The 26429-nt window shown below is 30.5% G+C and carries 24 protein-coding genes; 12 read left to right on the top strand and 12 right to left on the bottom strand.

Annotated features, from left to right (window positions below):
* Positions 1 to 97: 97 nt before the first annotated feature.
* The 6 genes from LACAL_RS01965 (at position 98) to LACAL_RS01940 (ending at position 6734) form a co-directional block, all read left to right on the top strand.
* Entirely contained in the window at positions 98 to 1090 is a 993-nt protein-coding gene (locus tag LACAL_RS01965) for a DNA-directed RNA polymerase subunit alpha (protein WP_013869020.1), read from the top strand.
* Positions 1091 to 1151: 61 nt separating this feature from the next.
* Complete coding sequence (gene rplQ, locus LACAL_RS01960; protein ID WP_013869019.1) at positions 1152 to 1619, top strand: 50S ribosomal protein L17; 468 nt, start codon at positions 1152 to 1154, stop codon at positions 1617 to 1619.
* A gap of 117 nt (positions 1620 to 1736) precedes the next feature.
* Positions 1737 to 2840, top strand: a complete 1104-nt coding sequence (gene carA / locus LACAL_RS01955) for a glutamine-hydrolyzing carbamoyl-phosphate synthase small subunit (RefSeq protein WP_013869018.1) — start codon at positions 1737 to 1739, stop codon at positions 2838 to 2840.
* Between the two features lie 153 nt (positions 2841 to 2993).
* Positions 2994 to 4289, top strand: coding sequence for a phosphopyruvate hydratase (gene eno / locus LACAL_RS01950; protein WP_013869017.1), 1296 nt, complete (start codon positions 2994 to 2996; stop codon positions 4287 to 4289).
* Between the two features lie 178 nt (positions 4290 to 4467).
* Positions 4468 to 5754 carry a citrate synthase gene (locus LACAL_RS01945; RefSeq protein ID WP_013869016.1) on the top strand — a complete coding sequence of 429 codons (1287 nt, stop codon included), beginning with the start codon at positions 4468 to 4470 and terminating at the stop codon, positions 5752 to 5754.
* A gap of 65 nt (positions 5755 to 5819) precedes the next feature.
* On the top strand, positions 5820 to 6734 hold the full coding sequence (locus LACAL_RS01940) for a dimethylarginine dimethylaminohydrolase family protein (RefSeq protein ID WP_013869015.1): 915 nt from the start codon (positions 5820 to 5822) through the stop codon (positions 6732 to 6734).
* Between the two features lie 45 nt (positions 6735 to 6779).
* Here the strand turns inward: LACAL_RS01940 and LACAL_RS01935 are convergent, their stop codons facing one another.
* The 4 genes from LACAL_RS01935 to LACAL_RS01920 form a co-directional block, all read right to left on the bottom strand.
* Positions 6780 to 8081, bottom strand: coding sequence for an MFS transporter (locus LACAL_RS01935; RefSeq protein WP_013869014.1), 1302 nt, complete (start codon positions 8079 to 8081; stop codon positions 6780 to 6782).
* Positions 8082 to 8181: 100 nt separating this feature from the next.
* Complete coding sequence (locus LACAL_RS01930; RefSeq protein WP_013869013.1) at positions 8182 to 10494, bottom strand: TonB-dependent siderophore receptor; 2313 nt, start codon at positions 10492 to 10494, stop codon at positions 8182 to 8184.
* The gene (locus LACAL_RS01925; protein ID WP_013869012.1) at positions 10487 to 11383 is read right to left on the bottom strand and encodes a FecR family protein; all 897 of its coding nucleotides are present in this window, start codon (positions 11381 to 11383) and stop codon (positions 10487 to 10489) included. The genes LACAL_RS01930 and LACAL_RS01925 overlap by 8 nt, the downstream gene beginning before the upstream one ends.
* Positions 11384 to 11452: 69 nt before the next feature.
* Positions 11453 to 11968, bottom strand: coding sequence for an RNA polymerase sigma factor (locus tag LACAL_RS01920; protein ID WP_013869011.1), 516 nt, complete (start codon positions 11966 to 11968; stop codon positions 11453 to 11455).
* A 121-nt stretch (positions 11969 to 12089) separates the two neighbouring features.
* Between LACAL_RS01920 and LACAL_RS14935 the strand changes: the two genes are divergently transcribed.
* The 4 genes from LACAL_RS14935 to LACAL_RS01900 all read left to right on the top strand — a co-directional run bounded on the left by LACAL_RS14935 (position 12090) and on the right by LACAL_RS01900 (position 17049).
* Positions 12090 to 13775 carry a hypothetical protein gene (locus tag LACAL_RS14935; RefSeq protein WP_013869010.1) on the top strand — a complete coding sequence of 562 codons (1686 nt, stop codon included), beginning with the start codon at positions 12090 to 12092 and terminating at the stop codon, positions 13773 to 13775.
* A 199-nt stretch (positions 13776 to 13974) separates the two neighbouring features.
* On the top strand, positions 13975 to 15303 hold the full coding sequence (gene ffh, locus LACAL_RS01910) for a signal recognition particle protein (protein ID WP_013869009.1): 1329 nt from the start codon (positions 13975 to 13977) through the stop codon (positions 15301 to 15303).
* A 133-nt stretch (positions 15304 to 15436) separates the two neighbouring features.
* Positions 15437 to 16318, top strand: coding sequence for a bifunctional 5,10-methylenetetrahydrofolate dehydrogenase/5,10-methenyltetrahydrofolate cyclohydrolase (locus LACAL_RS01905; RefSeq protein WP_013869008.1), 882 nt, complete (start codon positions 15437 to 15439; stop codon positions 16316 to 16318).
* Positions 16319 to 16353: 35 nt separating this feature from the next.
* Complete coding sequence (locus LACAL_RS01900) at positions 16354 to 17049, top strand: TIGR02206 family membrane protein (RefSeq protein ID WP_041301660.1); 696 nt, start codon at positions 16354 to 16356, stop codon at positions 17047 to 17049.
* On the opposite strand, the gene LACAL_RS01895 is transcribed toward LACAL_RS01900, so the two are convergent.
* The 8 genes from LACAL_RS01895 to LACAL_RS01860 form a co-directional block, all read right to left on the bottom strand.
* Complete coding sequence (locus LACAL_RS01895; protein ID WP_013869006.1) at positions 17042 to 17467, bottom strand: VOC family protein; 426 nt, start codon at positions 17465 to 17467, stop codon at positions 17042 to 17044. The genes LACAL_RS01900 and LACAL_RS01895 overlap by 8 nt on opposite strands.
* A 23-nt stretch (positions 17468 to 17490) precedes the next feature.
* On the bottom strand, positions 17491 to 18276 hold the full coding sequence (rluF, locus tag LACAL_RS01890; protein WP_013869005.1) for a 23S rRNA pseudouridine(2604) synthase RluF: 786 nt from the start codon (positions 18274 to 18276) through the stop codon (positions 17491 to 17493).
* 18 nt (positions 18277 to 18294) lie between these two features.
* Positions 18295 to 19122: an alpha/beta hydrolase gene (locus LACAL_RS01885; RefSeq protein WP_013869004.1), complete on the bottom strand. Its 828-nt coding sequence runs from the start codon at positions 19120 to 19122 to the stop codon at positions 18295 to 18297.
* Entirely contained in the window at positions 19123 to 19491 is a 369-nt protein-coding gene (locus LACAL_RS01880; RefSeq protein WP_013869003.1) for a cupin domain-containing protein, read from the bottom strand.
* Positions 19492 to 19506: 15 nt separating this feature from the next.
* Positions 19507 to 20481 carry a YitT family protein gene (locus LACAL_RS01875; protein ID WP_013869002.1) on the bottom strand — a complete coding sequence of 325 codons (975 nt, stop codon included), beginning with the start codon at positions 20479 to 20481 and terminating at the stop codon, positions 19507 to 19509.
* 159 nt (positions 20482 to 20640) lie between these two features.
* Positions 20641 to 21192, bottom strand: a complete 552-nt coding sequence (locus LACAL_RS01870) for a hypothetical protein (protein ID WP_013869001.1) — start codon at positions 21190 to 21192, stop codon at positions 20641 to 20643.
* A gap of 96 nt (positions 21193 to 21288) precedes the next feature.
* Positions 21289 to 22827, bottom strand: coding sequence for a helicase HerA-like domain-containing protein (locus LACAL_RS01865; protein ID WP_013869000.1), 1539 nt, complete (start codon positions 22825 to 22827; stop codon positions 21289 to 21291).
* Between the two features lie 103 nt (positions 22828 to 22930).
* Positions 22931 to 23629: a hypothetical protein gene (locus LACAL_RS01860; RefSeq protein WP_013868999.1), complete on the bottom strand. Its 699-nt coding sequence runs from the start codon at positions 23627 to 23629 to the stop codon at positions 22931 to 22933.
* A gap of 112 nt (positions 23630 to 23741) precedes the next feature.
* Here LACAL_RS01860 and LACAL_RS01855 point away from each other — a divergent pair, with 112 nt between their 5' ends.
* Both LACAL_RS01855 and asnB read left to right on the top strand, forming a co-directional pair.
* Positions 23742 to 24371, top strand: a complete 630-nt coding sequence (locus LACAL_RS01855; protein ID WP_013868998.1) for a 7-carboxy-7-deazaguanine synthase QueE — start codon at positions 23742 to 23744, stop codon at positions 24369 to 24371.
* A gap of 223 nt (positions 24372 to 24594) precedes the next feature.
* Positions 24595 to 26268: an asparagine synthase B gene (gene asnB, locus LACAL_RS01850; RefSeq protein WP_013868997.1), complete on the top strand. Its 1674-nt coding sequence runs from the start codon at positions 24595 to 24597 to the stop codon at positions 26266 to 26268.
* Positions 26269 to 26429: the final 161 nt, after the last annotated feature.

Genomic DNA, 26429 nt, shown 5'->3' with positions numbered 1-26429 from the left:
ATATTAATCACATTGGTATTTAGCCAAAGGATTTATTAGCCTTCTTCAAACTTTTAAATCGCGCAACTAAATAACAATTAAAACGAAGAACAACAATATGGCAGTATTTAATTTTCAGAAGCCTGATAAAGTAATCATGATTGATTCTACTGATTTTGAAGGTAAGTTCGAATTCAGACCATTAGAACCAGGTTATGGTTTAACAGTAGGAAATGCTCTTAGAAGAGTTTTATTATCTTCTTTAGAAGGTTTTGCAATTACATCAATTAGAATAGAAGGCGTAGATCACGAATTCTCAACTGTAGCTGGTGTAGTTGAAGATGTTACAGAAATAATTTTGAACTTAAAACAAATGCGTTTTAAGCGTCAAATTGAAGATGTAGATAACGAATCTGTTTCTATCTCAATTTCAGGACAAGATAAAATTACAGCAGGTGATTTTCAAAAGTTTATTTCAGGTTTTCAAGTATTAAATTCAGATTTAGTTATCTGTAATCTTGATCCTAAAGTAAGTATTACAATGGAGATTACAATTGAAAAAGGAAGAGGTTATGTTCCTGCAGAAGAAAACAAAAAAGCTTCAGCTCCAATTGGAACAATCTTTACAGATTCAATTTATACACCAATAAAAAATGTAAAATATAGCATTGAGAATTACCGTGTAGAACAGAAAACAGATTACGAAAAATTAGTTTTCGAAATTCAATCTGATGGTTCAATATCGCCTCAAGATGCATTAACTGAAGCTGCAAAAACATTAATTCATCACTTTATGTTATTCTCAGATGAGCGTATAACATTAGAAGCAGATGAAATTGCACAAACTGAAACATATGATGAAGAATCTCTTCATATGAGACAGCTACTTAAAACAAAATTAGTAGATATGGATTTATCTGTACGTGCACTAAATTGTTTAAAAGCAGCAGAAGTAGATACTTTAGGAGACTTAGTATCATTCAATAAAAATGATTTAATGAAGTTCCGTAACTTTGGTAAAAAATCTTTAACAGAACTAGAAGAATTAGTAAACGTTAAAGGTCTTAATTTCGGAATGGATTTATCAAAATATAAATTAGACAAAGATTAATTAATCATATTTTGCTCTCTAGATTATCTAGATTTGGTAGCAAGATGATAAACAAAAGGTCATGAGACACGGAAAAAAAGTTAACCATTTAGGAAGACAAACAGCTCATAGAAAAGCAATGTTAGCAAACATGGCTTGTTCTTTAATAGAGCACAAACGCATCAACACTACAGTTGCTAAAGCAAAAGCTTTAAAACAATTTGTTGAGCCAATGATCACTAAATCTAAATCTGATACGACTCACAATCGTCGTTTAGTATTCTCTAAATTACGTCAAAAAGAAGCTGTAACAGAATTATTTAGAGATGTTGCAGCTAAAGTAGCTGATCGTCCAGGTGGATATACAAGAATTATCAAGTTAGGAAACCGTTTAGGTGATAATGCGGATATGGCAATGATCGAGCTTGTAGATTACAATGAAATCTATAACGCAGATAAAAAAGCTAAGAAATCTACACGTAGAAGTCGTCGTGGAGGAAAAGCTACTGCTGCTCCAGTTGAAACAAAAGCAACTAACGAAGAAGAATAAATGTTAATAAGCATTTCATATTTAAAGGATAAACTATTTTAGTTTATCCTTTTTTTTTTGAAAATTTGCAAAACTTTTTGTTTTGCTTAAAGCAAACAAAATTACACAACTACTATAATGAAATATCAAAAATTAAAAAAAGCAATTATCCTTTTAGCAGATGGTACTATTTTTCATGGTAAAGCTGTAGGTAAAGAAGGTAGCGCATTTGGAGAAGTTTGTTTCAATACTGGAATGACTGGCTATCAAGAGATTTTTACAGATCCATCATATTATGGGCAATTAATGGTTACTACAAATGCACACATAGGAAATTATGGTGTAAATAATGATGAAGTAGAATCAGATTCAATCAAAATTTCTGGATTAATATGTAAAAACTTTAGTTACGATTTTTCTCGTGCTAATGCAGATGGTTCATTAGAAGATTTTTTAAACGAAAACAATTTATTAGCAATATCAGATGTTGATACAAGGTCACTAGTAGCATATATACGTGATAATGGTGCTATGAATGCTGTTATTTCAACAGATGTTGAAAACATAGAAGGTTTAAAAAAAGAACTAGCTAACATTCCAAATATGGATGGGTTAGAATTAGCTTCTAAAGTTTCTACTAAAGAGCCTTACTTTGTAGGAGATGAAAATGCAGAAATAAAAATAGCAGCTTTAGATATTGGTATAAAAAAGAATATCCTACGTAACCTTGCAAAACGTGGTGCCTATATAAAAGTATTTCCTTATAATGCTACATTTGAAAATTTAAGTTCATGGAATCCAGATGGCTATTTTTTATCTAATGGACCAGGTGATCCAGAACCTTTAGTCGAGGCTCAAGCGTTAGCAAAAGAAATTATAAAAAGAAATTTACCACTATTTGGTATTTGTTTAGGGCATCAAGTTATTGCATTAGCAAATGGAATTTCAACTTATAAAATGCATCATGGTCATAGAGGAATAAACCATCCCGTAAAAAACTTAATTTCAGGAAAAGGTGAAATTACCTCTCAAAATCACGGTTTTGCAATTAACAGAGAAGAAACCGAAGCACATGAGGATATAGAAATTACTCATGTACATTTAAACGATAATACTGTAGCAGGTATAAAAATGAAATCTAAAAATGTATTCTCTGTACAATATCACCCAGAAGCTAGTCCTGGACCACATGATTCATCATATTTATTTGATGAGTTTATAAATAATATAAAATCAAACTAATTATAAAAAAGCAATAGAAATTAAAATCTATTGCTTTTTTAATTTAACTAAAACGTTATAGCAGATTTTTTATTTAATTTTGAAGTAATTACGCATTACAACCAAGAATTAAATGCTAAATTTAAAGATTAAAAATAAATAAATTTACCAATTATGAGTATTATAATAAACGTTCACGCGAGACAAATTTTCGATTCAAGAGGAAATCCTACAGTAGAAGTTGATGTAGAAACAGAAAATGGATTTTTAGGAAGAGCAGCAGTACCATCTGGAGCTTCAACCGGAGAACACGAAGCTGTAGAATTACGTGACGGTGGAGATAAGTTTATGGGTAAAGGAGTAAGTAAAGCCGTTGAAAACGTAAATACAATACTAGCCGAAGAACTTTTAGGAGTTAACGTATTCGAGCAAAACTATATAGATACATTAATGTGTGAAATAGATGGAACACCTAACAAATCAAAATTAGGAGCTAATGCTATTTTGGGAGTTTCACTTGCAGTCGCTAAAGCAGCAGCAGCAGAATTAGGGATGCCATTATATAGATATGTTGGAGGAGTAAGTGCTAATACACTACCAGTTCCAATGATGAATATAATTAATGGAGGTTCACATAGTGATGCACCAATTGCTTTCCAAGAATTTATGGTTATGCCCGTAAAAGCAGAAAATTTCTCACACGCCTTACAAATGGGAACAGAGATTTTTCATAATTTAAAGAAAGTATTACACGATAGAGGATTAAGTACAGCAGTTGGAGACGAAGGCGGTTTTGCACCTAACCTTGAAGGAGGAACAGAAGATGCTTTAGACACTATTAAAAAAGCAGTAGATAATGCAGGATATACTTTAGGAGACGATATAATGATTGCTTTAGATTGTGCAGCAGCAGAATTTTATGTAGATGGAAAATACGATTACACAAAATTTGAAGGCGAAGCAGGTAAAGTAAGATCAAGTAAAGAACAAGCAGATTACCTTGCAGAACTTTCTAAAAAATATCCAATTATTTCAATTGAAGACGGTATGGATGAAAATGATTGGGATGGATGGAAATACCTTACAGAACAAATAGGAGATAAAGTTCAATTAGTTGGAGACGATTTATATGTAACAAATGTAGAGCGTTTATCTAAAGGTATAAAAAATGAAATTGCAAATTCAATACTAATTAAAGTAAACCAAATAGGAACTTTAACCGAGACTATTGCAGCTGTAAACATGGCCCATAATTCAGGTTATACTTCTGTAATGTCTCACCGTTCAGGAGAGACAGAAGATAATACTATTGCAGATTTAGCAGTAGCATTAAATTGTGGCCAGATAAAAACAGGTTCAGCATCACGTAGTGATCGTATGGCTAAATACAATCAATTAATTAGAATTGAAGAAGAATTAGGTAACGTTGCATATTACCCAAAAGAAAAAGCATTTAAAATTAAGCGCTAATTACATAGCTACAATAATTTTATATTAAGCGATTATTAAATTTATAATAATCGCTTTTTTATTACTATAAATTTTATCAATATTGTAATTGTTAAAATGGTTGTTAATGAGTTTCATAAATAGCTACTAATTTTGTAATTTAGCAATCCGCAAAAATTAAGTAAATTCAAAAGAAAATATGTCAAAAACCGCTACGTTAGAAATCGACGGAAAAAAGCACGAGTTTCCTCTTATAACAGGAACAGAAAATGAAGTTGCAATCGATATAAAAACATTAAGAGCTGCCACAGGTGGAGTTACTACTATTGATCCAGGATATAAAAATACAGGATCTTGTGAAAGCGCAATAACGTTTTTAAATGGAGAAGAAGGAATATTAAGATATAGAGGTTACGCTATAGAAGATTTAGCTGAAAAAGCAGATTTTTTAGAGGTAGCTTATTTATTAATTTTTGGAGATTTACCAACAACAGAGCAGTTAGAGAAATTTCACAACGATATTAAAGAGGAATCTCATGTAGATGAAGATGTTAAAAAAATAATTGAAGCATTTCCTAAGTCTGCACATCCAATGGGAGTTTTATCTTCTTTAACTAGTGCATTAACAGCATTTAATCCATCATCTGTAAATGTAGACTCAGAAGAGGATATGTATAAAGCTATTGTAAAAATATTAGGTAAATTTCCTGTATTAGTAGCTTGGACAATGCGTAAGTCTCAAGGACAACCATTAAATTATGGTAGTAAAAATTTAGGATACGTTGAAAACATCTTAAAAATGATGTTTGAAAAACCTAATGAAGACTACAAACAAAATGATATTCTATTAAACGCTTTAGATAAATTATTAATCTTACATGCAGACCATGAGCAAAACTGTTCTACATCAACAGTAAGAATGGTAGGATCATCTCACGCAAGTTTATTCGCATCTTTATCATCAGGTATTTCAGCTCTTTGGGGACCATTACACGGTGGTGCTAACCAAGCAGTATTAGAAATGCTTGAAGCAATAAAAGAAGATGGCGGAGACACTAAAAAGTTTATGGCAAAAGCAAAGGATAAAGAAGATCCTTTCCGTTTAATGGGCTTTGGTCATAGAGTTTATAAAAACTTCGATCCTAGAGCAAAAATCATTAAAGTAGCTGCAGACGAAGTTTTAGGAGATTTAGGAGTTGAAGACCCAGTATTAGATATTGCTAAAGGTTTAGCTTCTGAAGCTTTAAGTGACGAATACTTTGTAAAACGTAAGTTATATCCTAACGTAGATTTTTATTCAGGAATTATTTATAGAGCTATGGGTATACCTGTAGAAATGTTTACAGTAATGTTTGCATTAGGGCGTTTACCAGGATGGATTGCACAATGGAAAGAAATGCGTTTACGTAAAGAACCTATAGGGCGTCCAAGACAAGTATATATTGGAGAAACTCACAGAGAGTTTACACCATTAGAAAAAAGATAATAGATTTTTAAAATTATAGAGAAAGCTTCATAAGAAATTATGGAGCTTTTTTATACCTTTACTTTATGTTAAAACTCAATGTAAAAAACGAAACATCACGACTTAAAGCAGTTGTTTTAGGAACAGCAAAAAGCAATGGGCCAACACCAAAATTAGAAGAAGCATACGATCCAAAATCTGCAGAACATATTAAAGCAGGAACATATCCTGTAGAAGAAGATATGGTTAAAGAGATGGAAGCTGTAGCTGCCGTATTTAAAAAATACGATGTACAAGTGTTTAGACCAGAACTTATAGAAAACTGTAATCAAATATTTGCAAGAGATATTGCATTTGTAATAGACGATGTTTTTGTAAAGTCTAATATATTGCCAGACAGAGAAAATGAGCTAGATGCGATACAGTATGTAATAGATAAAATTAATCCAGAAAAAGTTATACGTCCACCAGAAGAAGTACATATAGAAGGTGGAGATGTAATGCTTTACAACGATTATATATTTGTTGGGACATATAGAGAAAACGATTATTCAGACTATATAGTAGCAAGAACAAATGTTCAAGGCGTTGCTTTTATAGAAAAAACATTTCCGCATAAAAAAGTAAAGTCTTTTAATTTACGTAAATCACAAACTAACGCTCAAGATAATGCACTGCATTTAGATTGTTGTTTCCAACCAGTAGGAAAAGATAAAGCAATATTACATAAAGAAGGATTTTTAAATGAAGATGAATATGAATGGCTTTTAAATTTCTTCGGAAAAGAAAACTGTTTCATAATTACAAAAGAAGAAATGTATAATATGAATAGTAATATTTTTTCAATTTCAGAAGATGTTATTATTTCAGAAAAAAACTTTACAAGATTAAACACGTGGTTAAGAGCTAATGGTTTTACAGTTGAAGAAGTACCTTATGCAGAAATTGCAAAGCAAGAAGGTTTGTTGCGCTGTAGTACAATGCCATTAATTAGAGAATAACTATTAAAATTTAGTAAATATAAAAGCACCATTTTGGTGCTTTTTTTATTCTACATTAGGAAGCTTGTAGCTTTTGTAAGCACCTAATAAACCAAATAAGGATAAGATTAGAACAACACCTTCTATAGAAATTAAAGAAACTATGGCGCTTAAACCTCCGGTAACTAATAAAATTAAACCAATTACAGTATTACTTACAGATACATAATCTGTTCTTTGATTTCCTGTAGCCATATCAACAATATAAGTTTTACGTCCTAACCTAACACCACCATGCGCTACACCTAGAATAAAAAAAGCAACTGGATAAATCCAGTTTATAGATCTTAAAGTTTCAGAATAGGAAATAATTATAAAAGTAAAAATACCTAAAACCGAAGCTATTAAAACAGCTAGTGCCATAACATTTTTGCTAGATTTATCTGCTAGTTTTCCCCAAAAAGGAGAACTAATTATAGATGCGATACCTTTGGAAATAATAAATAATCCTAATAAATAACTTTCTTTACCTACATGCTTTTGTGCTAAAATAACATAATAAGGAGCAGTTAAAGCAGAACATAATAACAATGATCTTGTAATAACAAAATTTCTAAAATGATCATCGGTTTTTAATAATTTAAGTTTAGATATAAAGGTCGTTTTGTTTTTAGAATCCTTAGTGTTTGTTTCTCCAGGAAATTCTTTTATTCTAGAATATATTAATGCAGATACAAGCCAGGTTATTGAAGCAAAAAATATAAGATTACTATAAAACGAAACTGTAGCCTCACCATTATTAGATGTATATAAAATGTATAATCCAGCTATTAATACTAGTATTCCAGAAATAGAAACAGTATAGCCTTTTAATCTACCGCGTCTTGTTTTAGGAATCGTTTTACCTGTAACATCTTTAGAAGATAAAGAACAAACACTTCTAGCTAAACTAAAAATTACTATAGCTAAAATAATTAACCATCCGGCAGTAGAGCCTTTAAAATTTAAAGCAATTAAACCAATAGAAGCAATAGCCAAAAACTGAATTAAAGAACCAATAACCCAAAGCCATTTTCTAATAGGTTTTTTATTAATATATTTTGCAATAGCTACCTGTGGCACCATTGATCCAGATTCTCTAATAGGAACTATTAAACTAATTAAATAAACAGGAGCACTAACATAACTCATTAACCATGTTAATACTGTTTTAGGGTTGCTTAAAGTGTCTCCAAGTGATGTAAACGTATTACTAAAAATTATTAAAAAATAGTTTTTTGGTACATGTTTACAAGCATCATCTGTAATATCTTTACAAACACGCGTTCCATTTTCATTATTTAATAAATTGTATAGTTTTTCAAACATGTACTAAAACTTTAAATTTTAATAAAGTGAATAAAACCAAAGGTAACTATTAGGGATTAGTAATTATAGATGTAAATTTTAATTATTATTCTTTTTTAGTCTAAAACGAAACTCTAAAATTAAGATTAGGTGTTAAACCTAGCGATTTATTTTCTACAGTTGTTAGAGAGTCGTCTTGATTAAGAATATAATATGTATTTAATATATTTTTTCTGTTAAATACATTCCAGATGGAAAGACCAACTTTTGCTCTTATTTTATTTGAAAACTTAAAACCATATGTACTAGAGAAGTCGGTTCTAAAATAACTACTCAAATTAGAGTTGTTTGGCGTGTTGTAATGTATAGTATTATCAAAAACAGGATTCTCGTTATTAGGGAAAGTTGTGGGTTTTCCCGAGCGCCAATTAACTCCAAGTGCTAGTTTTAAATTTTTAATCGAGTATGTGCCTGCAAAAGTAATAGCGTGAGATATATTTGTATTGTTAAAAAAATCTTGACCGTTATTTAATGTTGGAAAATTATATTTGTTATTACTAAAAGAGTAACTTAACCAGGTACTTACATTAGTAAACTGCTTGTTAATTAAAAAATCTATACCATTAATATTGTATTGTCCTACAGCATTTACATTTTGAAATTGATTTTGAAAACCTTGACTTCTAGAAGTTATACCTTCTACTTTTTTTGTAAAAAACGAAGTGCTTACCAATAATTTATTTTGGTTATAATGTAAGCCTATAGATGTTTGTGTACTTCTAACTATTGGATTTGTGGTATTATTTGCCAATACCCAACGGCGTTTTTCTATGCCTAAAAAATCGTTTTGTCTATCTATAACTTGTGTTACAGCTTGACTTTTAAATTCGGCTAGAAATTCTACTTTAAAATAATTTAAAATTTTCTGATTAACGCTAACTCTGGGTTCAATAAATAGTAAGTTAAAAGGCTTGTAATAATTACTTCTCGCACCAGCTTTTACATTTGTATTTCGGTTTTGTGAAGTGTAATTAAACTCACTAAATGTAGCATGAGTTTCTACTACTTTTTTAATGTTACTATTAAATTGAGGATTATTAATGTCTTCTAAATTACTTACACCAATCTCATTGTATTGATACCCAATAATCCAATTAAAATTTTCACTAAAGTCAATGGTTGTTTTAAAAGCAATACCATTATCTGTTACTTCATTTTTTTGAAGTAATATTTGATCGTTAATAATATCTGCATTTTTAGCATCTAATTTATAATTAGAATAATGTATTTTTAAATCACTACTTAATGTGCTAGACCATTTTCTATTATAAGTAAGTCCTGTAGCTATATTTCGCTGTTTAATTTGGCTTTGTTTAGCTTGGATAGAAGTATTTTCTAATGGGTTTTCTAAATAATCTAATGCATTAAAAATGGTTATAAAACTTAATCTTAATTTGTCTTTTTTAGAGATATCGTATAGCAATTTTGCTGCGGCATCATAGAAGTAAAATGTTTCATTTGAGGTTAGGCTTTGCTCTTGATTTTGCATTGTGTTATTCACTTCAACATCTTGGAATATACGATCAAAATATTGTTTATATGTTGGTGTTTCAGCCACATCTGTAATAGAGCGTCTTCCTGCAATTTGTAGTTCTAAATTATCCTTAAGTTTTAGTTTCGCAAAAGCATCAGCTTGAATTAAATCAACTCCAGCACCAAAGCTACTATTGGCGTTAATTTCGTTATCTAGTTGCATATCTATAGTACTAGATACACCATCGCCATGGATAGCACTTGTTCCGTTTTTTGATATAACAACTTCGTTAATTAGATAAGGATTAAAAGCAGATATTAAACCAAAAAAGTGACCAGATTGATACATTTTTATATCGTCCCAAAGTATTAAGTTTTGATCGTGTGTGCCACCTCTAACGTTTAGGTTAGAGACACTTTCGTCTATACTTAAAACACCAGGAAGCGCTTGTATAGTTTGTAAAATATCAGGTTCTATAAGTCCTGGTAAAATACCAAACTCGTTTGGTTTTACTATAATTTCTCCTGTTTTGTTTTGCTCTATACCACTGGTTAAATAGTTGTTTAAGTAAACTTCTTCTAACTGTTCTATTTTTTTGCTGCTGGTTTTGGGTTTGTTAATTGCAACAAAGCGGCTATTAATAATTTTAAAATCTAATCCAGATTTAACTTCTAAATAGGTTAGTGTATCGTTATAAGAAAGTGTGTTTAAGGGCGCTTCAATATATAGGTCTTGTATAGCTTTATCTATGTAAGTAAAGCGTATGCCAAACCTTGTTTCTATAGTTTTTAAAATTATTGCAAGCGGTTGTTTTTCAGTATTTATAGTTTGAGAAAAACTACTGTTTATACTAAAATAAAAGAGAAATATTAAGAGAGTAGTCTTAAAGTTATTACTCACGCTTTAGCGATATCTTGTTACTATTTTTAGTGTAAGTTAAGTTTAGAGGCAAAGCAATTGCTTTTAGTGCAATATCTATATTATCATGCCCAAAACTTCCTGTAAATAGCTCGTTAGTATTAACATTAGTAACGTTTATACTAACGTTATATTGCCTTTCAAACTCTGCTATTACTTGACTATATGGCATGCTTTTAAAAGCACTTTCGTTATTAATCCAGTAAGGAGATTTTTCAGAAACAGTAGTGTTTTCAATATAATTTCCGTTTAAAATTAAAAAACGATCGCCTGGTTTTAAAATTTGCGAATGTTTATCGCTTATTACTTTTACACTACCTTCATAGCAAGTAACTTCAAAAATATTATCTCTATTTTTTATATTAAATTCTGTACCTAATACTGTAACGGAACCAGATGTTGTATTTACAGTAAATTTCTCTCCTTTAGACACTTTAAAATATGCTTCACCATTTAACGCTAATTGTCTTTCTGTTTTCCAATCACTTTTATTATAAGCTATTGTAGAAACCGCATTAAGTTTTACTTGAGAGTTATCTGGTAAATTTAAATTTTCTTTTTGGGCAATTTGAGTGTTAATGTTAGTATCTAAATTATAATTATAAAAATAAAAACCAACACAAATAGCAATAATAGCAGCTATTCGTAATATAGGTTTTAGCCACGTATTTTTTTGCTTACGTTTTTGTTTTAAGGTAGTGTTTAGTTTTTCTAATTCAATATTAGAATCAAAACCATCTGCCTTGAAATATTGCAACGCATTATCAATCTTAATCAACTCATTATAATCTTCAAGCTTTTTAAAAGCTTCAAGTTCTTCTGGATTAAGGTTGTTATCTAACCATTTTTTTATTAAATCTTCTCGTTTCATAATATCTTATCAACCATATAACAACTTAATGTTTTAAATTCCTACCTGCTAAAAATTAATAACTTAGTATTATAATTCGTTTATATCTTCTCTAAGTTTTTTTAGCGCACCATAAATGCGTTTTTCTACAGCTTTTCTACTTATTCCTAATAAGTCTGCAATTTCTTTATGTTTTTTACCTTCAACACGATTCATCATAAAAGCAGTACGTTGTGCATCGGTTAATTTACTTAGTGCTATTTGTAATTTTTCAAGGTATTGTTTTTCTTCTAATACAAATTCTGGAGACTCGTTAGTATGGTGTTTCGGTTTTAATTTTTGATGTTTTAAAACTATTTTATAATGCTTTGCTTCATTTAACATTAAATTATTAGCAATAGTAAATAGGTAACTTTTTGCTTTTTCTGGACTAACTTTTTTACAATTTTCCCAAAGTTTAATAAAAGCATCTTGTGTTTTATCTTTTGGGTTTAAATGGTCTCCAAACTTATAATACAAGAAATTATGTAAGTCTTTAGAGTGCTTTTTAAATAAAGCATTAAATCTAAATTCATCACATATATTATCATGTAGTTTTTTTGGCATATTATATTTTTAATACGTTCTAAATGTAAAAAAAAACAAATACAGAGTTAGGAATTTTTTAAAGTAAATTGTTTTAGCAGTAAATAGTAGAAAGCAAACAAACTTTAAAATTAACAAGATTATGATTATAAGCTTAATTAAAAATACTTTAAAATATGTTACCGTTTTAGTTGCAATTTTATGTTGTTTTCTTTCATGTCAAGATGAAATTACCCAAATTTCTTCGCCTAACGATCAAGAAACAATTACACAAAACTCTAACCTAGCTAACTTATTACAAAATACAGCTACACTTGATGGTTCTATAGATAATATACTAGATAATGCAAATTGTATTTTAATTAATTTACCAGTAACAATTACGGTTAATGGCGTAGAAGTTATTGTAGAAAATGAAACAGATTTTGAAGTGATTGAAACACTTTTTAATGAATTTACTACAGATGATGATACAATAGAATTTTTGTTTCCTATAGTAATAACATTAAATAATTACGAAGAGATTGAAATAGCAAATGAAACAGAATTAGAAGCTTTTATTGCAGATTGTGCTGGAGAAAATGAAAATGATGATGATATAGAGTGTATCGATTTTCAATACCCAATTACATTTTCAATTTATAATGCAGATTTTCAAATAACAGAAACAGTAGAGATAGAAAATGACGCAGCTTTATATAATTTTATAGATAATTTAGAAAATGGCGTTTTAGCAAGTTTAAACTTTCCAGTTACTATGGTTTTAAGCAATGGTAATACAGTTGAAGTAAATAGTAATCAAGAACTTGAAATTATAATAAATGAAGCCGAAGACGATTGCGATGAAGATGATGATTACGATTGGGAAGATGATGAAAATGAAACTCCTTTTAACTGTTTTCAAGATCTTGAAATAGTAGAATGCGATACTACTGGTTTTGGAGAATATAATTTAGAATCTATATACCAAGACTGTTTAAACGACAATGTTATAGTCACTTATCATGAAACAATTGTAGACGCTCAAACAGCAGTAAATCCATTAACAGTAGTCTATTTTAATGCTACATTAAACAATACATACTATGCAAGAGTAGAATTACTAGAAGATGGAACTTTCCAGACTTATCAAATAAATTTATTGGTAGAAAGTTGCGCTTCATCATGTACAGAAGTTGATGTAGATAATTATTTAGTAGCATGTATTTGGAATGTTGTTAACTATAATGGTAGTGACGATTTAATTGTTTACAATCTAGATTTTAATAGTAACGGAACATTATTAATAACAGGAAACGGTCAAACCATAACATCAACATGGTCAACTAGTGAAACAAACGATGGTGTTTGGGTAGCCTTTAATAGTGTAAATGGTCCAAATATTCAAGCCATTTCTGGAAACTGGTTAATAACAGAATGTGAACCAGACCGTTTAGAAATGAATCAAGAAAATAATACTATGGTTATAGAGCAAAATTGTATAGATAATGGTATGTGTACAGAGCAAGATGTAGATGCAATATTAAACGATTGCGAATGGACAATAACCAATTACGCAGGAGATTCTAGTTTTAGTATTTTTAATATTAGCTTTAATGCAAATCAAGAAATGATAATAGAATCTACTAACGAAAATTATACAGGACAATGGACAACCTCTCAAACAGGAAGCGGAGAAGTAATTGTTAACTTATCTAGTATAACAGGAGGAAATGTACAAATTATAGAAGGAGAATATGTAGTAGTAGAATGTACTGCAAACCAAATGATATTTCACGATGTTAGTAATAACGGAAACGAATTAGTTTTAGAAAAAAATTGTAATTAATTTAAAAATTAAAGTAATGCCATAATTACTTTTTTTAGTTAGTTTTTAAGTAAAAAGAGCTGCCATTTTTGGTCGCTCTTTTTTTGTTAATATTATATCTTCTTAAACTTTATAAATACACTTCAAATTATTAAATTTGCGAATCTTAAGAACGCGTCAGGCTGCCTACTGCAACCTGATTATAGAATACTAAAAGACTATGTTTAATAATTTAAGTGAAAAGTTAGATAAAGCGCTACACGTACTAAAAGGTCACGGAAGCATTACAGAAGTAAATGTTGCCGAAACTTTAAAAGAAGTTCGTCGTGCACTTTTAGATGCCGATGTTAACTTTAAAATAGCTAAAGATTTTACAAACCGTGTAAAGGAAAAAGCTTTAGGAGCTAACGTATTAACAACCTTACAACCAGGGCAATTAATGGTTAAAATCGTTAAAGACGAATTAACCGAGCTTATGGGTGGCGATGCAGAAGGTATTAACCTTTCTGGTACACCAACTGTAATACTTATGTCTGGATTACAAGGTTCTGGTAAAACTACATTTTCTGGTAAATTAGCGAACTTCTTAAAAAGTAAAAAAACTAAAAAACCTTTATTAGTTGCCTGTGATGTTTACAGACCAGCAGCCGTAGACCAATTACATGTAGTTGGAGACCAAATTAAGGTCGATGTTTATAGCGATAAAGGAAACAACGATCCTGTTGCAATTGCACAAGCAGGTATTGCACATGCAAAACAAAATGGTCACAATGTTGTAATAATTGATACCGCTGGTCGTCTTGCTGTAGATGAAGCCATGATGACCGAGATATCAAATATTCATACAGCAATAAAACCACAAGAAACACTATTTGTAGTCGATTCTATGACAGGTCAAGATGCTGTAAATACAGCAAAAGCATTTAACGATGTTTTAAATTTTGACGGTGTAATACTTACCAAATTAGATGGTGATACGCGTGGTGGAGCAGCAATTTCTATTAAATCTGTAGTAAATAAACCAATTAAGTTTATTGGTACAGGAGAAAAAATGGAAGCGATAGATATATTTTATCCTTCACGTATGGCAGACCGTATTCTTGGAATGGGAGATGTTGTATCTTTAGTAGAAAGAGCCCAAGAGCAATTTGACGAGCAAGAAGCAAGAAAACTACAAAAGAAAATTGCCAAAAACCAATTTGGGTTTGATGATTTCTTAAAGCAAATTCAGCAAATTAAGAAAATGGGTAACATGAAAGATCTTGTAGGCATGATTCCTGGAGCAGGAAAAATGATGAAAGATATAGACATAGACGATGATGCCTTTAAACACATAGAAGCAATAATACATTCTATGACTGTGAAAGAAAGAACAAATCCAGCAATTATAAACGCCAGTAGAAAAAAACGAATAGGAAAAGGTTCAGGAACATCTGTGCAACAAGTAAATCAATTACTTAAACAGTTTGACCAAATGAGCAAAATGATGAAAATGATGCAAGGCGGAAAAGGAAAAGCAATGATGAATGCAATGAAAAACATGAGGTAACTCATGTTTTTTTGTTTACAATAAAAATAAAACAAACCCGAACTCGAAAATTAAATTAGAGCTCACATTATAAATAAACAAATTAGCAACGGTTTTAAAATTTAAAACCTAGCATAGAAACCATTAAGATACTATGACAATTTTAGACGGTAAAAAAATTAGCAACGATATAAAAGAAGAAATCAAAGCCGAAGTTGATAAAATGAAAGCTAACAACGAAAAAGTGCCGCATTTAGCAGCAGTAATCGTTGGTAATGATGGAGCCAGTTTAACATACGTTGGAAGTAAAGTACGTGCTTGTGAGCGCGTTGGTTTCGAGTCTACAATGGTACGTTTATCTAATACCACAAGCGAAATAGAATTATTAGATAAAATTGAAGACTTAAATAATGATGATGATATCGATGGTTTTATAATTCAGTTACCATTACCACCACAAATTGATACACAAAAAGTATTAATGGCAGTAAATCCAGAAAAAGATGTTGATGGTTTTCACCCAATGAATTTTGGAAAAATGGCATTAGATATGTCTACCTTTATTCCTGCAACACCATTTGGTATTCTTGAACTTTTAGACCGTTATGATGTTTCTACAAAAGGAAAGCATACTGTAGTAATTGGTCGCTCTCATATTGTAGGTCGCCCAATGAGTATTTTAATGGGACGTAAAGGATTCCCAGGAAACTCTACAGTAACACTTACACACAGTCACACAAAAAATATTACACAAATAACATCTCAGGCAGATATTATTATTTCGGCATTAGGTGTACCAAACTTTCTAAAGGCCGAAATGGTAAAAGATGATGCTGTAATTATAGATGTTGGAATTACAAGAGTTGCAGATGAGTCTCACCCAAAAGGTTATGTAATTACGGGAGATGTAGATTTTGAAAATGTTAGTAAAAAAGCAAGTTTTATTACGCCAGTTCCAGGTGGAGTAGGACCAATGACAATTGCTATGCTACTTAAAAACACATTACTAGCAAGAGAGCAACATAGATTAAGATAATTTTTAAGGTGTTTTTTGCTAATGCACTTACAACTTTGCAGGTTCCTATTGGAAGCCTAGAGCATATAGTACCTATACTTATTGCCGTAATATTTGCGTTATGCTTAATTGTTTTTTCTAATAGGAAACTAAATAAGCAACAGCAAATTACTGTATTTAAAAGTTTAGGTGTTTTTGTATCGCTTACGGTATTAATATTCCATTTGCATGCGTATTATAAAGGTGGTTATAATATTGTAACAGACTTGCCATTGTATTTATGCAGTTTCATGGCGCTATTTATTTTTATTTTTACACACTCAAGAAAATATTGGCTCTATGAAATATTATTATTTTGGATTATAGCAGGAACAAGTCAAGCTGTAATTACACCAGACGTTTCTAATGGATTTCCAAATTTTGCATATTTAAGATATTGGATTGCGCATTTGGGCTTATTAGTCATTATATTTTACGCAACCTTTGTTTTAAATATGCGACCTAAGTTTAAAAGTGTATTTAAATCTTTTCTAGCATTACAATTATATATGCTTTTAATGTTTGGAATTAATTATGCTTTAGGTGGAAATTATTCTTATTTAAATGAAAAGCCAAAATCGGCTTCATTATTAGATTATTTAGGCGATTGGCCAATGTATTTGTTGGTAGTAGAATTAATAATTTTGCCTTATTTTTTAATAATATATTTACCATTTTACATGGCCAAAAGGTTTAAAAAACAAACTACTTAGCAAATAATTGATTCATGTCTCTAAAGGCTTTAAACTCTAAGGCATTACCAGAAGGATCTTTAAAAAACATTGTGGCTTGTTCTCCAACTAAGCCTTCAAACCTTATATACGGTTCTATAACAAATGCAATGTTTTTCTGTTTTAAATCTTCAGCTAAAGCGTGAAAAGTTTCCCATGGTAAAACAACGCCATAATGAGGTATTGGTACTTGTTTACCATCAACAGGATTAGAAGTGTCTTCTTCACTTGTAGATTTAGCTTGGTAATGTATTACTAATTGATGCCCAAAAAAATTAAAATCTACCCAATGGTCGCTACTTCTGCCTTCTTCACAATTAAGTATGTTTTTATAAAAATCACGACAAGCATCTAAATTATGTACAGGAATAGCAATATGAAAAGGAGATATTTTAGACATAAACTTTAGGTTTTATTTCAGGATTAATTAGTTTTTCTTCTGTTTATTTTATGAACCTTTTTAGCAGGTGTAGTTTCAGAATAATTTTTATCAGAATCTTCTAAAAGCATGTTTAAAGTTTTTAATTCTTCAGCGGTAAATTCTCTGTATTCACCTATAGGTACATCAAGTTTAATATTCATAATTCGAACACGTTTAAGTGATGTAACTTCATAAGTTAAATACTCACACATACGTCTAATTTGCCTGTTTAAACCTTGAGTTAGTATTATACTAAATGTTTGAGAATCTATTTTGCGAACAGTACACTTTTTTGTTGTTTTATCTAAATCTTCAAGATAAATACCGCCAGCCATACGTTTAATAAAGGTTTGCGAAATAGGTTTATCTACTGTAACAATATATTCTTTTTCATGATTATTACTAGCACGTAGAATCTTGTTTACAATATCACCATCATCTGTTAAAAAAATTAAACCTTCACTAGGTTTATCTAGCCTACCAATAGGAAAAATACGTTTTGGGTATTTTATAAAATCTATAATATTATCTTTTTCAACACGTGTATCTGTAGTACATACTATACCAACAGGTTTATTAAAAGCAAGGTAAACAAAATCTGTTTTTCTTTCTGTAATAGATTTGCCATCAACTTCAACAACATCATTTTCTCCAACTTTAGTACCTAATTCTGGCACAGTGCCATTTATTGTTACACGACCAGCATCAATTAACCTATCGGCTTCACGTCGCGAACAATATCCAGCTTCACTAAGATATTTATTAAGTCTTGTTAGTTTTTCTTCCATAGAAAGCAAAAATACAATTTAAGATTGGATGAAATCGATAACATGGTTATTAACAACTTCATTTCGTAAACCATGACCATAACCTTTTGTAGAAATAAACTCCACATTTTTATGGTGTTTAGCAATTAACTCTGCATCGCTATGTGGAATTATTTTATCTTCAACATCATGAATTAAAAGGGTTTTAGTCTCAATTTTTTTGGCAAAATTAGCTAAAGAAAAATGAGAAGGTTCCTTGTTATAGCGTTTTACAACGAGATCGTTTAAGCCTTTTTCTATTTTTCTATTATATCCCATCATGTCTACATAGCGCCTAAAAACTCCTGTAAATTCTGATGGTGCACCTAATAAAACTAGTTTTTCTAAAGCTTTATTTTGGTAAGTGTGTTGGTAAAATCCAGTAGACATACCACCAACCGAATGTCCAATAATTATTTGAGGTTTATAATGTTGTGCTACAACATGTATACACTCAGAATATAAAATGGCATTAAATTGTTTTCCTGTAGAAGCTCCATGTGCAGGAGCATCTATAGAAATTACATTATAGTTTAATTGCTGAAGTTTTTCAATTAAAACTTGCCAGCGGTGTGAGTTGCTTTCCCATCCATGAGCTAGTAAAATGGTTTTACCTTCACCTTGCCATTGGTAAGTTGTAATATTTAAGCCATCATGTTTTAGTTGAAAAGTTTTGGCTGTATTTAAAAACGTTTTTTGTTTTTCAGAAATGCGGCCTTGTCGTGGTGTTGCAAATAAATCTAATGCTTTTTTTGAAGCGTATTGTGGAGCAAATAAACTAAGTGCGTTTAAAGATCCACCAATAATTTTTACTATTGTATTAGCCATTTATTCTTCTCTGTTTACTAAATCCATAGAAAATGCTGGTTTGCAAATAGCAATATACTCGCAGGCTATTGTAAATGGGTTTGAATATTGTACTCTTGTGTTTTTTTCAATTTTAATAGATTGTCCAGCTTCTAAAACTATTTCTTCGCCATCAATAATAAATTGCTTTTTGCCTTTAATAATATAGGTATATTCATCAAATTCTGGTGTTTGAAATGGTTCGCTCCAGCCAGCAGGAGCAACCATATGTGCAATGCTAATGTCTTTATTACCATCTGTTGCTTGGCCAAAATGTTCTTCTATTAATTTACCATCTGTTGTAGGTACAACAAAAGGACTGTTTTGTATTGTGAAGTTTTTCTTTTTCATAGTCTTATTCATTTGTTATTTTAAAGGTTTCTTTTTAATCATTCCGCCTCTTAAATCTTTTACTATTCCCATTATAATAAAAGCATTTTTATCTATTTTATCAATTTCTGTATTAAGTTTTGCTAATTCTAACCTAGTTACTATGGTGTAAATAATATCTTTATCTGTACCACTTGCACTGCTTTCGTAACCACCTTTTCCTGCATAAATAGTACAGGCGCGCTCTAGTTTGTTAGTTATCATTAATCTCATGGCTTCATGATGTTTAGAGATAATAGTAACACCAACATACTCTTCAACGCCATCTACAACAAAATCTATAGTTTTAGCAGCTGCTAAATAGGTTAAAATAGCATAAAGTGCAGTCTCTATAGATAATACGTAAGCTCCAGCAGAAAAGATTATTATATTTATTAATAACAACACATCACCTATAGTTAGAGATAGTTTTCTGCTTAAAAATATTGCTAAAACCTCGGTGCCATCAATAACACTTCCGCCACGCATAGCCATTCCTATTCCAAGCCCTAAAAAAAAGCCTCCAAAAATTGAGATTAGTAATTTATCATCTGTAATTGTTGGGTAATTTACAGAATGTACAACAATGGCTAATAAAGCAATTGCAATAATGCTTTTTAAGGCAAACTTTTTACTTATAGTTTTTGTTGCTAAAATTAAAAAAGGCGCATTAACTAGTAGTAGTAATAAACTTAATGGTAAACCTGTTATATTTTGAATTAAAAGTGAAATACCTGTTGCGCCACCATCTATAAATTTATTTGGAAGTAAAAATCCATTTAAACCAAATCCTGCTGAAAAGACACCAATAATTATAAATACAAATTCTTTAATTGCGTGAATAATTTCAACTTTTATATTGTTTACTACTGGCGCAATTTGTAGTTCTGTTATAGGTTGTTTTTTTTGTTGTTTTCCTTCTATTCTTTTACGAGCGACGTCTACTAGAAATTTACCAAAAAGTGGATTCATTATTATTTTTTTAGTTTCAAATAAAAAACTAAAGCCCAAAAAAACAAACAATTTCTACTACAAAAAGTGATTTTAGATTTGCTTATTTATAGATTTTAATTTTTTTAAAATGTGTTAGTACTCGTGTTTTATAATGCTACTTTTTGTAAAAAAAAAAGGTTACCAACCAACCATAAAATATTTAATTTTTGCAGTATCTGGAATATTAGCTTCTTCAATTTTTTTAGACATATCAAAACGTAATTCGGCTGGTAATTCTTCCTTACTAATTGTAAAAAACGAATTGTTTTCATTTACAAAAATAACAACATTTCTAAGTGTATTTTGAATACTAGATATTTTATAATTAGATTTAATGTCATTAAATGTACTTAAGATATTTACTCCTTTTTCGGTTTTAAATCTACTATCTAAAATTTTAATGTTGCTAATTGTTGAGGTAGAATCTAAAGCTTCTGCAGGAGATAATTCTAATAGTTTTTTTCCTCCTTTTTCAAAAATTTGTATATCGTTAACATTACCTAAAAACTCGTCACCAGCAATATTTTTAACTATAGAATCGTTGGCGTATATAGTTTCTAAATCTTTTACTTGTGTAGAATCTGTTAGTAAACCAATATTTTTTTTAGAGATTAAAAAAGGATCGACTTCGTTTTTACATGAAGTTAATACTATTGAAACTGTTAGTAGGGCAAAAATTGTTTTTTTCATGAATGCGTTTTTTATTTCTGTTAGACCAGAAATATATTTAAATATTGAAGGTTTATTTTTGTTTGTATATAAAGCGTTAAACTTTAACGGTATTTTTTAAATCACTTTTTTTAGAATACCAAATACACTACGTATAAATGTTGCACTGGTTAATACTTTTATTAATGGATTTTGTGCAGTGCTTCGTCTTCTGGTAGTAGTACGACTAGAGGCTTTTTTTGCTTTGGCTTCAGCTTTTTCCTTTTCTTCTTGTGCTTCTAATTTAGCTTTAGCTTCTTCAGCTTTTTCTATTTTTTTATTAAGTATTTCGTAGGCACTTTCTCTATCTATTGTCTCGTTATATTTTAAAGCTAGTTTAGAATCGTCTATTAAATTTTGTAATTCTGTTGGTGTTAAAATATCCATACGACTCATTGGTGCTCGCATCATTGTAGCAGCTAATGGAGTTGGACGTCCTTTTTCATCTAATGCAGAGACTAAAGCTTCACCAGTTCCCAGAACCGTTAGTATTTCGGCAGTATCATAATATTCTGTATCTGGATAGTTTTGTGCAGCTAATTTTATTGCTTTTCTATCTTTTGCTGTAAAAGCACGTAATGCATGCTGGATTTTTAAACCTAATTGACTTAAAACACCTTCTGGAACATCGGTTGGGTTTTGTGTTACAAAATATAAACCAACACCTTTACTACGAATTAATTTTACAATGCTTTCTATTTGGTTTAATAATGCTTTTGATGCTTCATTAAATATTAAATGTGCTTCATCTATAAACATTACCAATTCTGGTTTTCCAGAATCGCCTTGTTCTGGTAAAGTTTCATAAATTTCGGCTAAAAGACTAAGCATAAACGTTGAAAATAGTTTTGGCCTGTCTTGAATATCTGTTAAGCGAATAATATTTATATAACCTCGAGAATCTCTTGTAGTTCTCATTAAATCTTCAACATCAAAACTTTTTTCTCCAAAAAATAAATCGCCACCTTGTTGTTCAATTTCAATAACCTTTCTTAAAATAGCACCAGTTGAAGCAGAGGAAATACGTCCATATTCTTTTTTAAATTCTTCTTTACCTTCGTTTGTGCAGTATTGTAATATTTTTTTAAAATCTTTTAAATCTAAAAGTGGTAATTTATTATCATCACAATATTTGAAAATTACTGCAACAACACCAGATTGAGTATCTGTTAGGTCTAAAATTCTAGAGAGTAAAACAGGACCAAATTCACTTATAGTTGCACGCAAACGTACGCCATCTTGCTCAGAAAGTGACATTACTTCTACAGGAAAGCCTTTAGCTTCAAAGTCTAAACCTATTTTAGCATGACGTTCATCTATTTTTTCGTGACCAGGACTTGGTTGAGCTAAACCACTTAAATCTCCTTTAATATCCATTAATAAAACAGGAATACCTTTGTCGCTTAAGTTTTCGGCTAAAACCTGAAGTGTTTTTGTTTTTCCAGTACCTGTTGCACCAGCTATTAATCCATGGCGGTTCATGGTTTTTAATGGTATTTTTACAAATGCATCTTTTACCGTTTCACCATCTAACATGGCAGAACCTAATGTTATAAATTCACCTTTTGTAGTATTACCATTAGTGATATGTTTAAAGAATTCTTCTTGCCTACTCATGCCTGTTTAATTTTGGATAAAAATACATGAAAAAAAAAGAAGAAAAAAATGAGGTTTTCAACTAAATTACTAGCATTTTTTACTGTATTAGTAGAGCTATGTCTTAATTTAGTTTGCTAATACCAAAATTAATAAACTTGGCGTCTAATGCGCTGTCGCCATTATTTAATACATAGCGGAATGTAACAATGTCATTCTCAAAAACAGGATACATAATATTTCCGCTAGTTCCCCAATAATTAGTCTCTGGTAAAGAAGCATATCCTCTAGATAGGTATCCAGCTAAGTTGCCATTAATTTCAATTGCTAAAATGTATTTTTTATTTCCACTTGGCATGTTTGGAGTAGAAAGTGATGCGCTAAATAAATAATTGCCTGCCTCTTTTATTTTTACATTTCCATTGCTAATAACCTCATAAACGTTTGGGTTTGTAGTAATAACATCATCATTGCCAATAGGGAAATCTATATAAGTATTATCTGGTGTGTCTAAAGCATTATTTCCACTCGAAAAAGTTTTATTTAATACAATAGAACTATTGGTTAAACTAGACCAATTTCCATTTTTAAATACACAATAGGAGTTTAGTGTAGTATTAAAAACTAAAGCGCCATCTAAAGGAGTAGAAATTAAATTCATTTCATCTGTAGTCATTCTTGGTGGTACAAAAGCACCAGTTGTGCTATCTATTTGTAATGAAGAACCATCATCAGGAGTAGTAGTTCCAATTCCTACTTGAGAATATGTACTTAAGAAATTAAAAAGAACAATTATTACTGTAATACTTATTTTTTTAAACATTAAGGGATATGTTTGAGGGTTTTATTTTTTTTTGCTATCGCCGCAAAACTAAAAAAAAATAAATAGAAAAATTGAAGTATAAAAAGTTTAACGTAATGTATCTTTGCAAGCTATGACGCAAGAAGTTCAAAATTTAGTAAACCAAGGTAAAATGTTACCGTTAATGGAAGAGTTTTATACCATACAAGGTGAAGGCTTCCATAAAGGTACAGCTGCTTATTTTGTAAGAATTGGTGGTTGCGATGTTGGTTGCCATTGGTGTGATGTGAAAGAAAGTTGGATAGCGCAATTGCATCCGCCAACAGAAACAGAAAAAATAGTTGCTAATGCAAAGCAATACAGTAAAACAATTGTTGTTACTGGTGGCGAACCCTTAACATGGGATATGACCGAGCTTACAAAACAGTTAAAAGCTGAAGGTATGAATATTCATATTGAAACCTCTGGAGCTTATGAGTTAACTGGTGAATGGGATTGGATTTGTCTATCTCCAAAAAAAATGAAACTACCTACTCAAGGTGTTTACGATAAAGCAAACGAACTTAAATGTATTATTTATAATAAAGACGATTTTCGCTTTGCAGAAGAACAAGCCGAAAAAGTAAATGGCGATTGTATATTATACTTACAGCCAGAATGGAGTAAAAGAGACAAAGTAGTACCAATGATTGTAGATTATGTAATGGAAAATCCCAAATGGAAAGTATCCTTGCAAACTCACAAATATTTAAACATACCTTAAAAAACAGCCTTCAATTTTGAAGGCTTTTTTGTTTTAAAGTACTAAACTTAACAATTTGTAGTTCACAGTTGTTATTTTATGTGTTGAAGTTTTATATTTTACAAAATATTTTAAATTAAGTTTTAATTTGTAAGCGTTATTAGGTTTAATGTTTTAATATTTAAACATATATCTAATATTTGCTATATCAATTAGAATTAAAGAATTTAAAATATATAAAATTATGTGTGGAATTGTATGTGCTTTCGACCTTAAACAAAAAAGTGAAGATTTAAGACCTCAGGTTTTAGAAATGTCTAAAACTATTCGTCATCGTGGACCAGACTGGTCTGGTATTTATAGCGATGATAAAGCTATTTTAGCGCACGAGCGTTTAGCGATTGTAGATCCAGCTTCTGGAAAACAACCATTATTCAGTCCTGATAAAAAATTGATTTTAGCAGCAAACGGAGAGATTTACAATCACAGAGAGCTTAGAAAGCAGTATCCAGATTACGACTTTCAAACTGAAAGTGATTGTGAGATTATTTTAGCTTTATACCAAGAAAAAGGTGTCGATTTTGTAGATGATATGAATGGGATTTTTGGTTTTGCAATTTACGATACAGAAAAAGACGAGTATTTTATCGCTCGTGATCACATGGGTATTATTCCTTTATATATAGGCTGGGATCAAAACGGTACTTTTTATGTCGCTTCAGAGCTTAAAGCACTTGAAGGAACGTGTTCAAAAATAGAGTTATTTCCACCAGGACATTATATGTCTAGTAAAGATGGAGAATTTGTACAATGGTATAAAAGAGACTGGAGAGACTATGATGCAGTAAAAGATGTAGATTCAGACAGTATTAAAAAAGTAAAAGATGCTTTAGAAGCAGCAGTACACAGGCAATTAATGAGTGATGTACCTTATGGTGTTTTACTTTCAGGTGGTTTAGATTCTTCAGTAACATCTGCAATAGCAAAAAAATATGCACAAAAACGTATTGAAAGTGATGATCAATCTGATGCTTGGTATCCACAATTACATAGTTTTTCTGTAGGATTAGAAGGTTCACCAGATTTAGCTGCAGCACAAAAAGTAGCAGATCATATTGGCACAGTTCACCACGAAATTAAATTTACTATTCAAGAAGGTTTAGATGCTATAAAAGATGTAATTTATAACATCGAAACTTACGATATTACTACCATTCGTTCGTCAACACCAATGTATTTAATGGCAAGAGTTATTAAATCTATGGGAATTAAAATGGTATTATCTGGAGAAGGAGCAGATGAGATTTTTGGAGGGTATTTATATTTCCATAAAGCACCTAATGCAAAAGAATTTCATGAAGAAACAGTGCGTAAGTTAGACAAGTTGCACATGTACGATTGCTTAAGAGCAAATAAAAGTTTAGCGGCTTGGGGAATTGAAGGTCGTGTACCATTTTTAGATAAAGAATTTATGGACGTTGCCATGAGCATCAACCCACAAGATAAAATGATTAATGGAGAACGTATGGAGAAATGGGTAATCCGTAAAGCATTTGAAGATATGTTACCAGAAAGTGTAGCATGGAGACAAAAAGAACAATTTAGCGATGGTGTTGGTTACAGTTGGATAGATACTTTAAAGGAAATTGTAGAAAAAGAAGTAAGTGATGAGCAAATGGAAAATGCAAAATTCCGTTTCCCAATACAAACACCAAGCAATAAAGAGGAGTTTTATTACCGTTCAATTTTCGAAAGTCACTTCCCGAGTGATGCAGCAGCTAAAAGTGTACCACAAGAAGCTAGTGTGGCATGTAGTACAGCAATAGCTTTAGAATGGGATGAAGCATTTAAAAACATGAACGAACCTTCTGGTAGAGCAATAGCAAACATTCATGATAAATCGTATGCGACATCGTAATTAAGCATTTTTAGATATCATTATATAAGATTTTTAGCTTTAAAACCTCGCTTCTGCGAGGTTTTATGTTTTTTATGTGTTTTTTTGATATTACAATATGTTAAAATCCAATTTAAGGTAATTTATAAGCGATTTAAGCAACTTTTAAGAAATTAACAATT

The sequence above is a fragment of the Lacinutrix sp. 5H-3-7-4 genome (assembly GCF_000211855.2).
Lineage (GTDB): Bacteria > Bacteroidota > Bacteroidia > Flavobacteriales > Flavobacteriaceae > Lacinutrix.
This window is presented reverse-complemented; position numbering and strand designations above follow the sequence as displayed.

Excerpts from the sequence above, each read along its gene's own strand:
- LACAL_RS01965 (WP_013869020.1), top strand. The coding sequence starts at position 98 with ATGGCAGTATTTAATTTTCAGAAGCCTGATAAAGTAATCATGATTGAT.
- rplQ (WP_013869019.1), top strand. The coding sequence starts at position 1,152 with ATGAGACACGGAAAAAAAGTTAACCATTTAGGAAGACAAACAGCTCAT.
- carA (WP_013869018.1), top strand. The coding sequence starts at position 1,737 with ATGAAATATCAAAAATTAAAAAAAGCAATTATCCTTTTAGCAGATGGT.
- eno (WP_013869017.1), top strand. The coding sequence starts at position 2,994 with ATGAGTATTATAATAAACGTTCACGCGAGACAAATTTTCGATTCAAGA.
- LACAL_RS01945 (WP_013869016.1), top strand. The coding sequence starts at position 4,468 with ATGTCAAAAACCGCTACGTTAGAAATCGACGGAAAAAAGCACGAGTTT.
- LACAL_RS01940 (WP_013869015.1), top strand. The coding sequence starts at position 5,820 with ATGTTAAAACTCAATGTAAAAAACGAAACATCACGACTTAAAGCAGTT.
- LACAL_RS01935 (WP_013869014.1), bottom strand. The coding sequence starts at position 8,081 with ATGTTTGAAAAACTATACAATTTATTAAATAATGAAAATGGAACGCGT.
- LACAL_RS01925 (WP_013869012.1), bottom strand. The coding sequence starts at position 11,383 with ATGAAACGAGAAGATTTAATAAAAAAATGGTTAGATAACAACCTTAAT.
- LACAL_RS01920 (WP_013869011.1), bottom strand. The coding sequence starts at position 11,968 with ATGCCAAAAAAACTACATGATAATATATGTGATGAATTTAGATTTAAT.
- LACAL_RS14935 (WP_013869010.1), top strand. The coding sequence starts at position 12,090 with ATGATTATAAGCTTAATTAAAAATACTTTAAAATATGTTACCGTTTTA.
- ffh (WP_013869009.1), top strand. The coding sequence starts at position 13,975 with ATGTTTAATAATTTAAGTGAAAAGTTAGATAAAGCGCTACACGTACTA.
- LACAL_RS01905 (WP_013869008.1), top strand. The coding sequence starts at position 15,437 with ATGACAATTTTAGACGGTAAAAAAATTAGCAACGATATAAAAGAAGAA.
- LACAL_RS01895 (WP_013869006.1), bottom strand. The coding sequence starts at position 17,467 with ATGTCTAAAATATCTCCTTTTCATATTGCTATTCCTGTACATAATTTA.
- rluF (WP_013869005.1), bottom strand. The coding sequence starts at position 18,276 with ATGGAAGAAAAACTAACAAGACTTAATAAATATCTTAGTGAAGCTGGA.
- LACAL_RS01885 (WP_013869004.1), bottom strand. The coding sequence starts at position 19,122 with ATGGCTAATACAATAGTAAAAATTATTGGTGGATCTTTAAACGCACTT.
- LACAL_RS01880 (WP_013869003.1), bottom strand. The coding sequence starts at position 19,491 with ATGAAAAAGAAAAACTTCACAATACAAAACAGTCCTTTTGTTGTACCT.
- LACAL_RS01875 (WP_013869002.1), bottom strand. The coding sequence starts at position 20,481 with ATGAATCCACTTTTTGGTAAATTTCTAGTAGACGTCGCTCGTAAAAGA.
- LACAL_RS01870 (WP_013869001.1), bottom strand. The coding sequence starts at position 21,192 with ATGAAAAAAACAATTTTTGCCCTACTAACAGTTTCAATAGTATTAACT.
- LACAL_RS01865 (WP_013869000.1), bottom strand. The coding sequence starts at position 22,827 with ATGAGTAGGCAAGAAGAATTCTTTAAACATATCACTAATGGTAATACT.
- LACAL_RS01860 (WP_013868999.1), bottom strand. The coding sequence starts at position 23,629 with ATGTTTAAAAAAATAAGTATTACAGTAATAATTGTTCTTTTTAATTTC.
- LACAL_RS01855 (WP_013868998.1), top strand. The coding sequence starts at position 23,742 with ATGACGCAAGAAGTTCAAAATTTAGTAAACCAAGGTAAAATGTTACCG.
- asnB (WP_013868997.1), top strand. The coding sequence starts at position 24,595 with ATGTGTGGAATTGTATGTGCTTTCGACCTTAAACAAAAAAGTGAAGAT.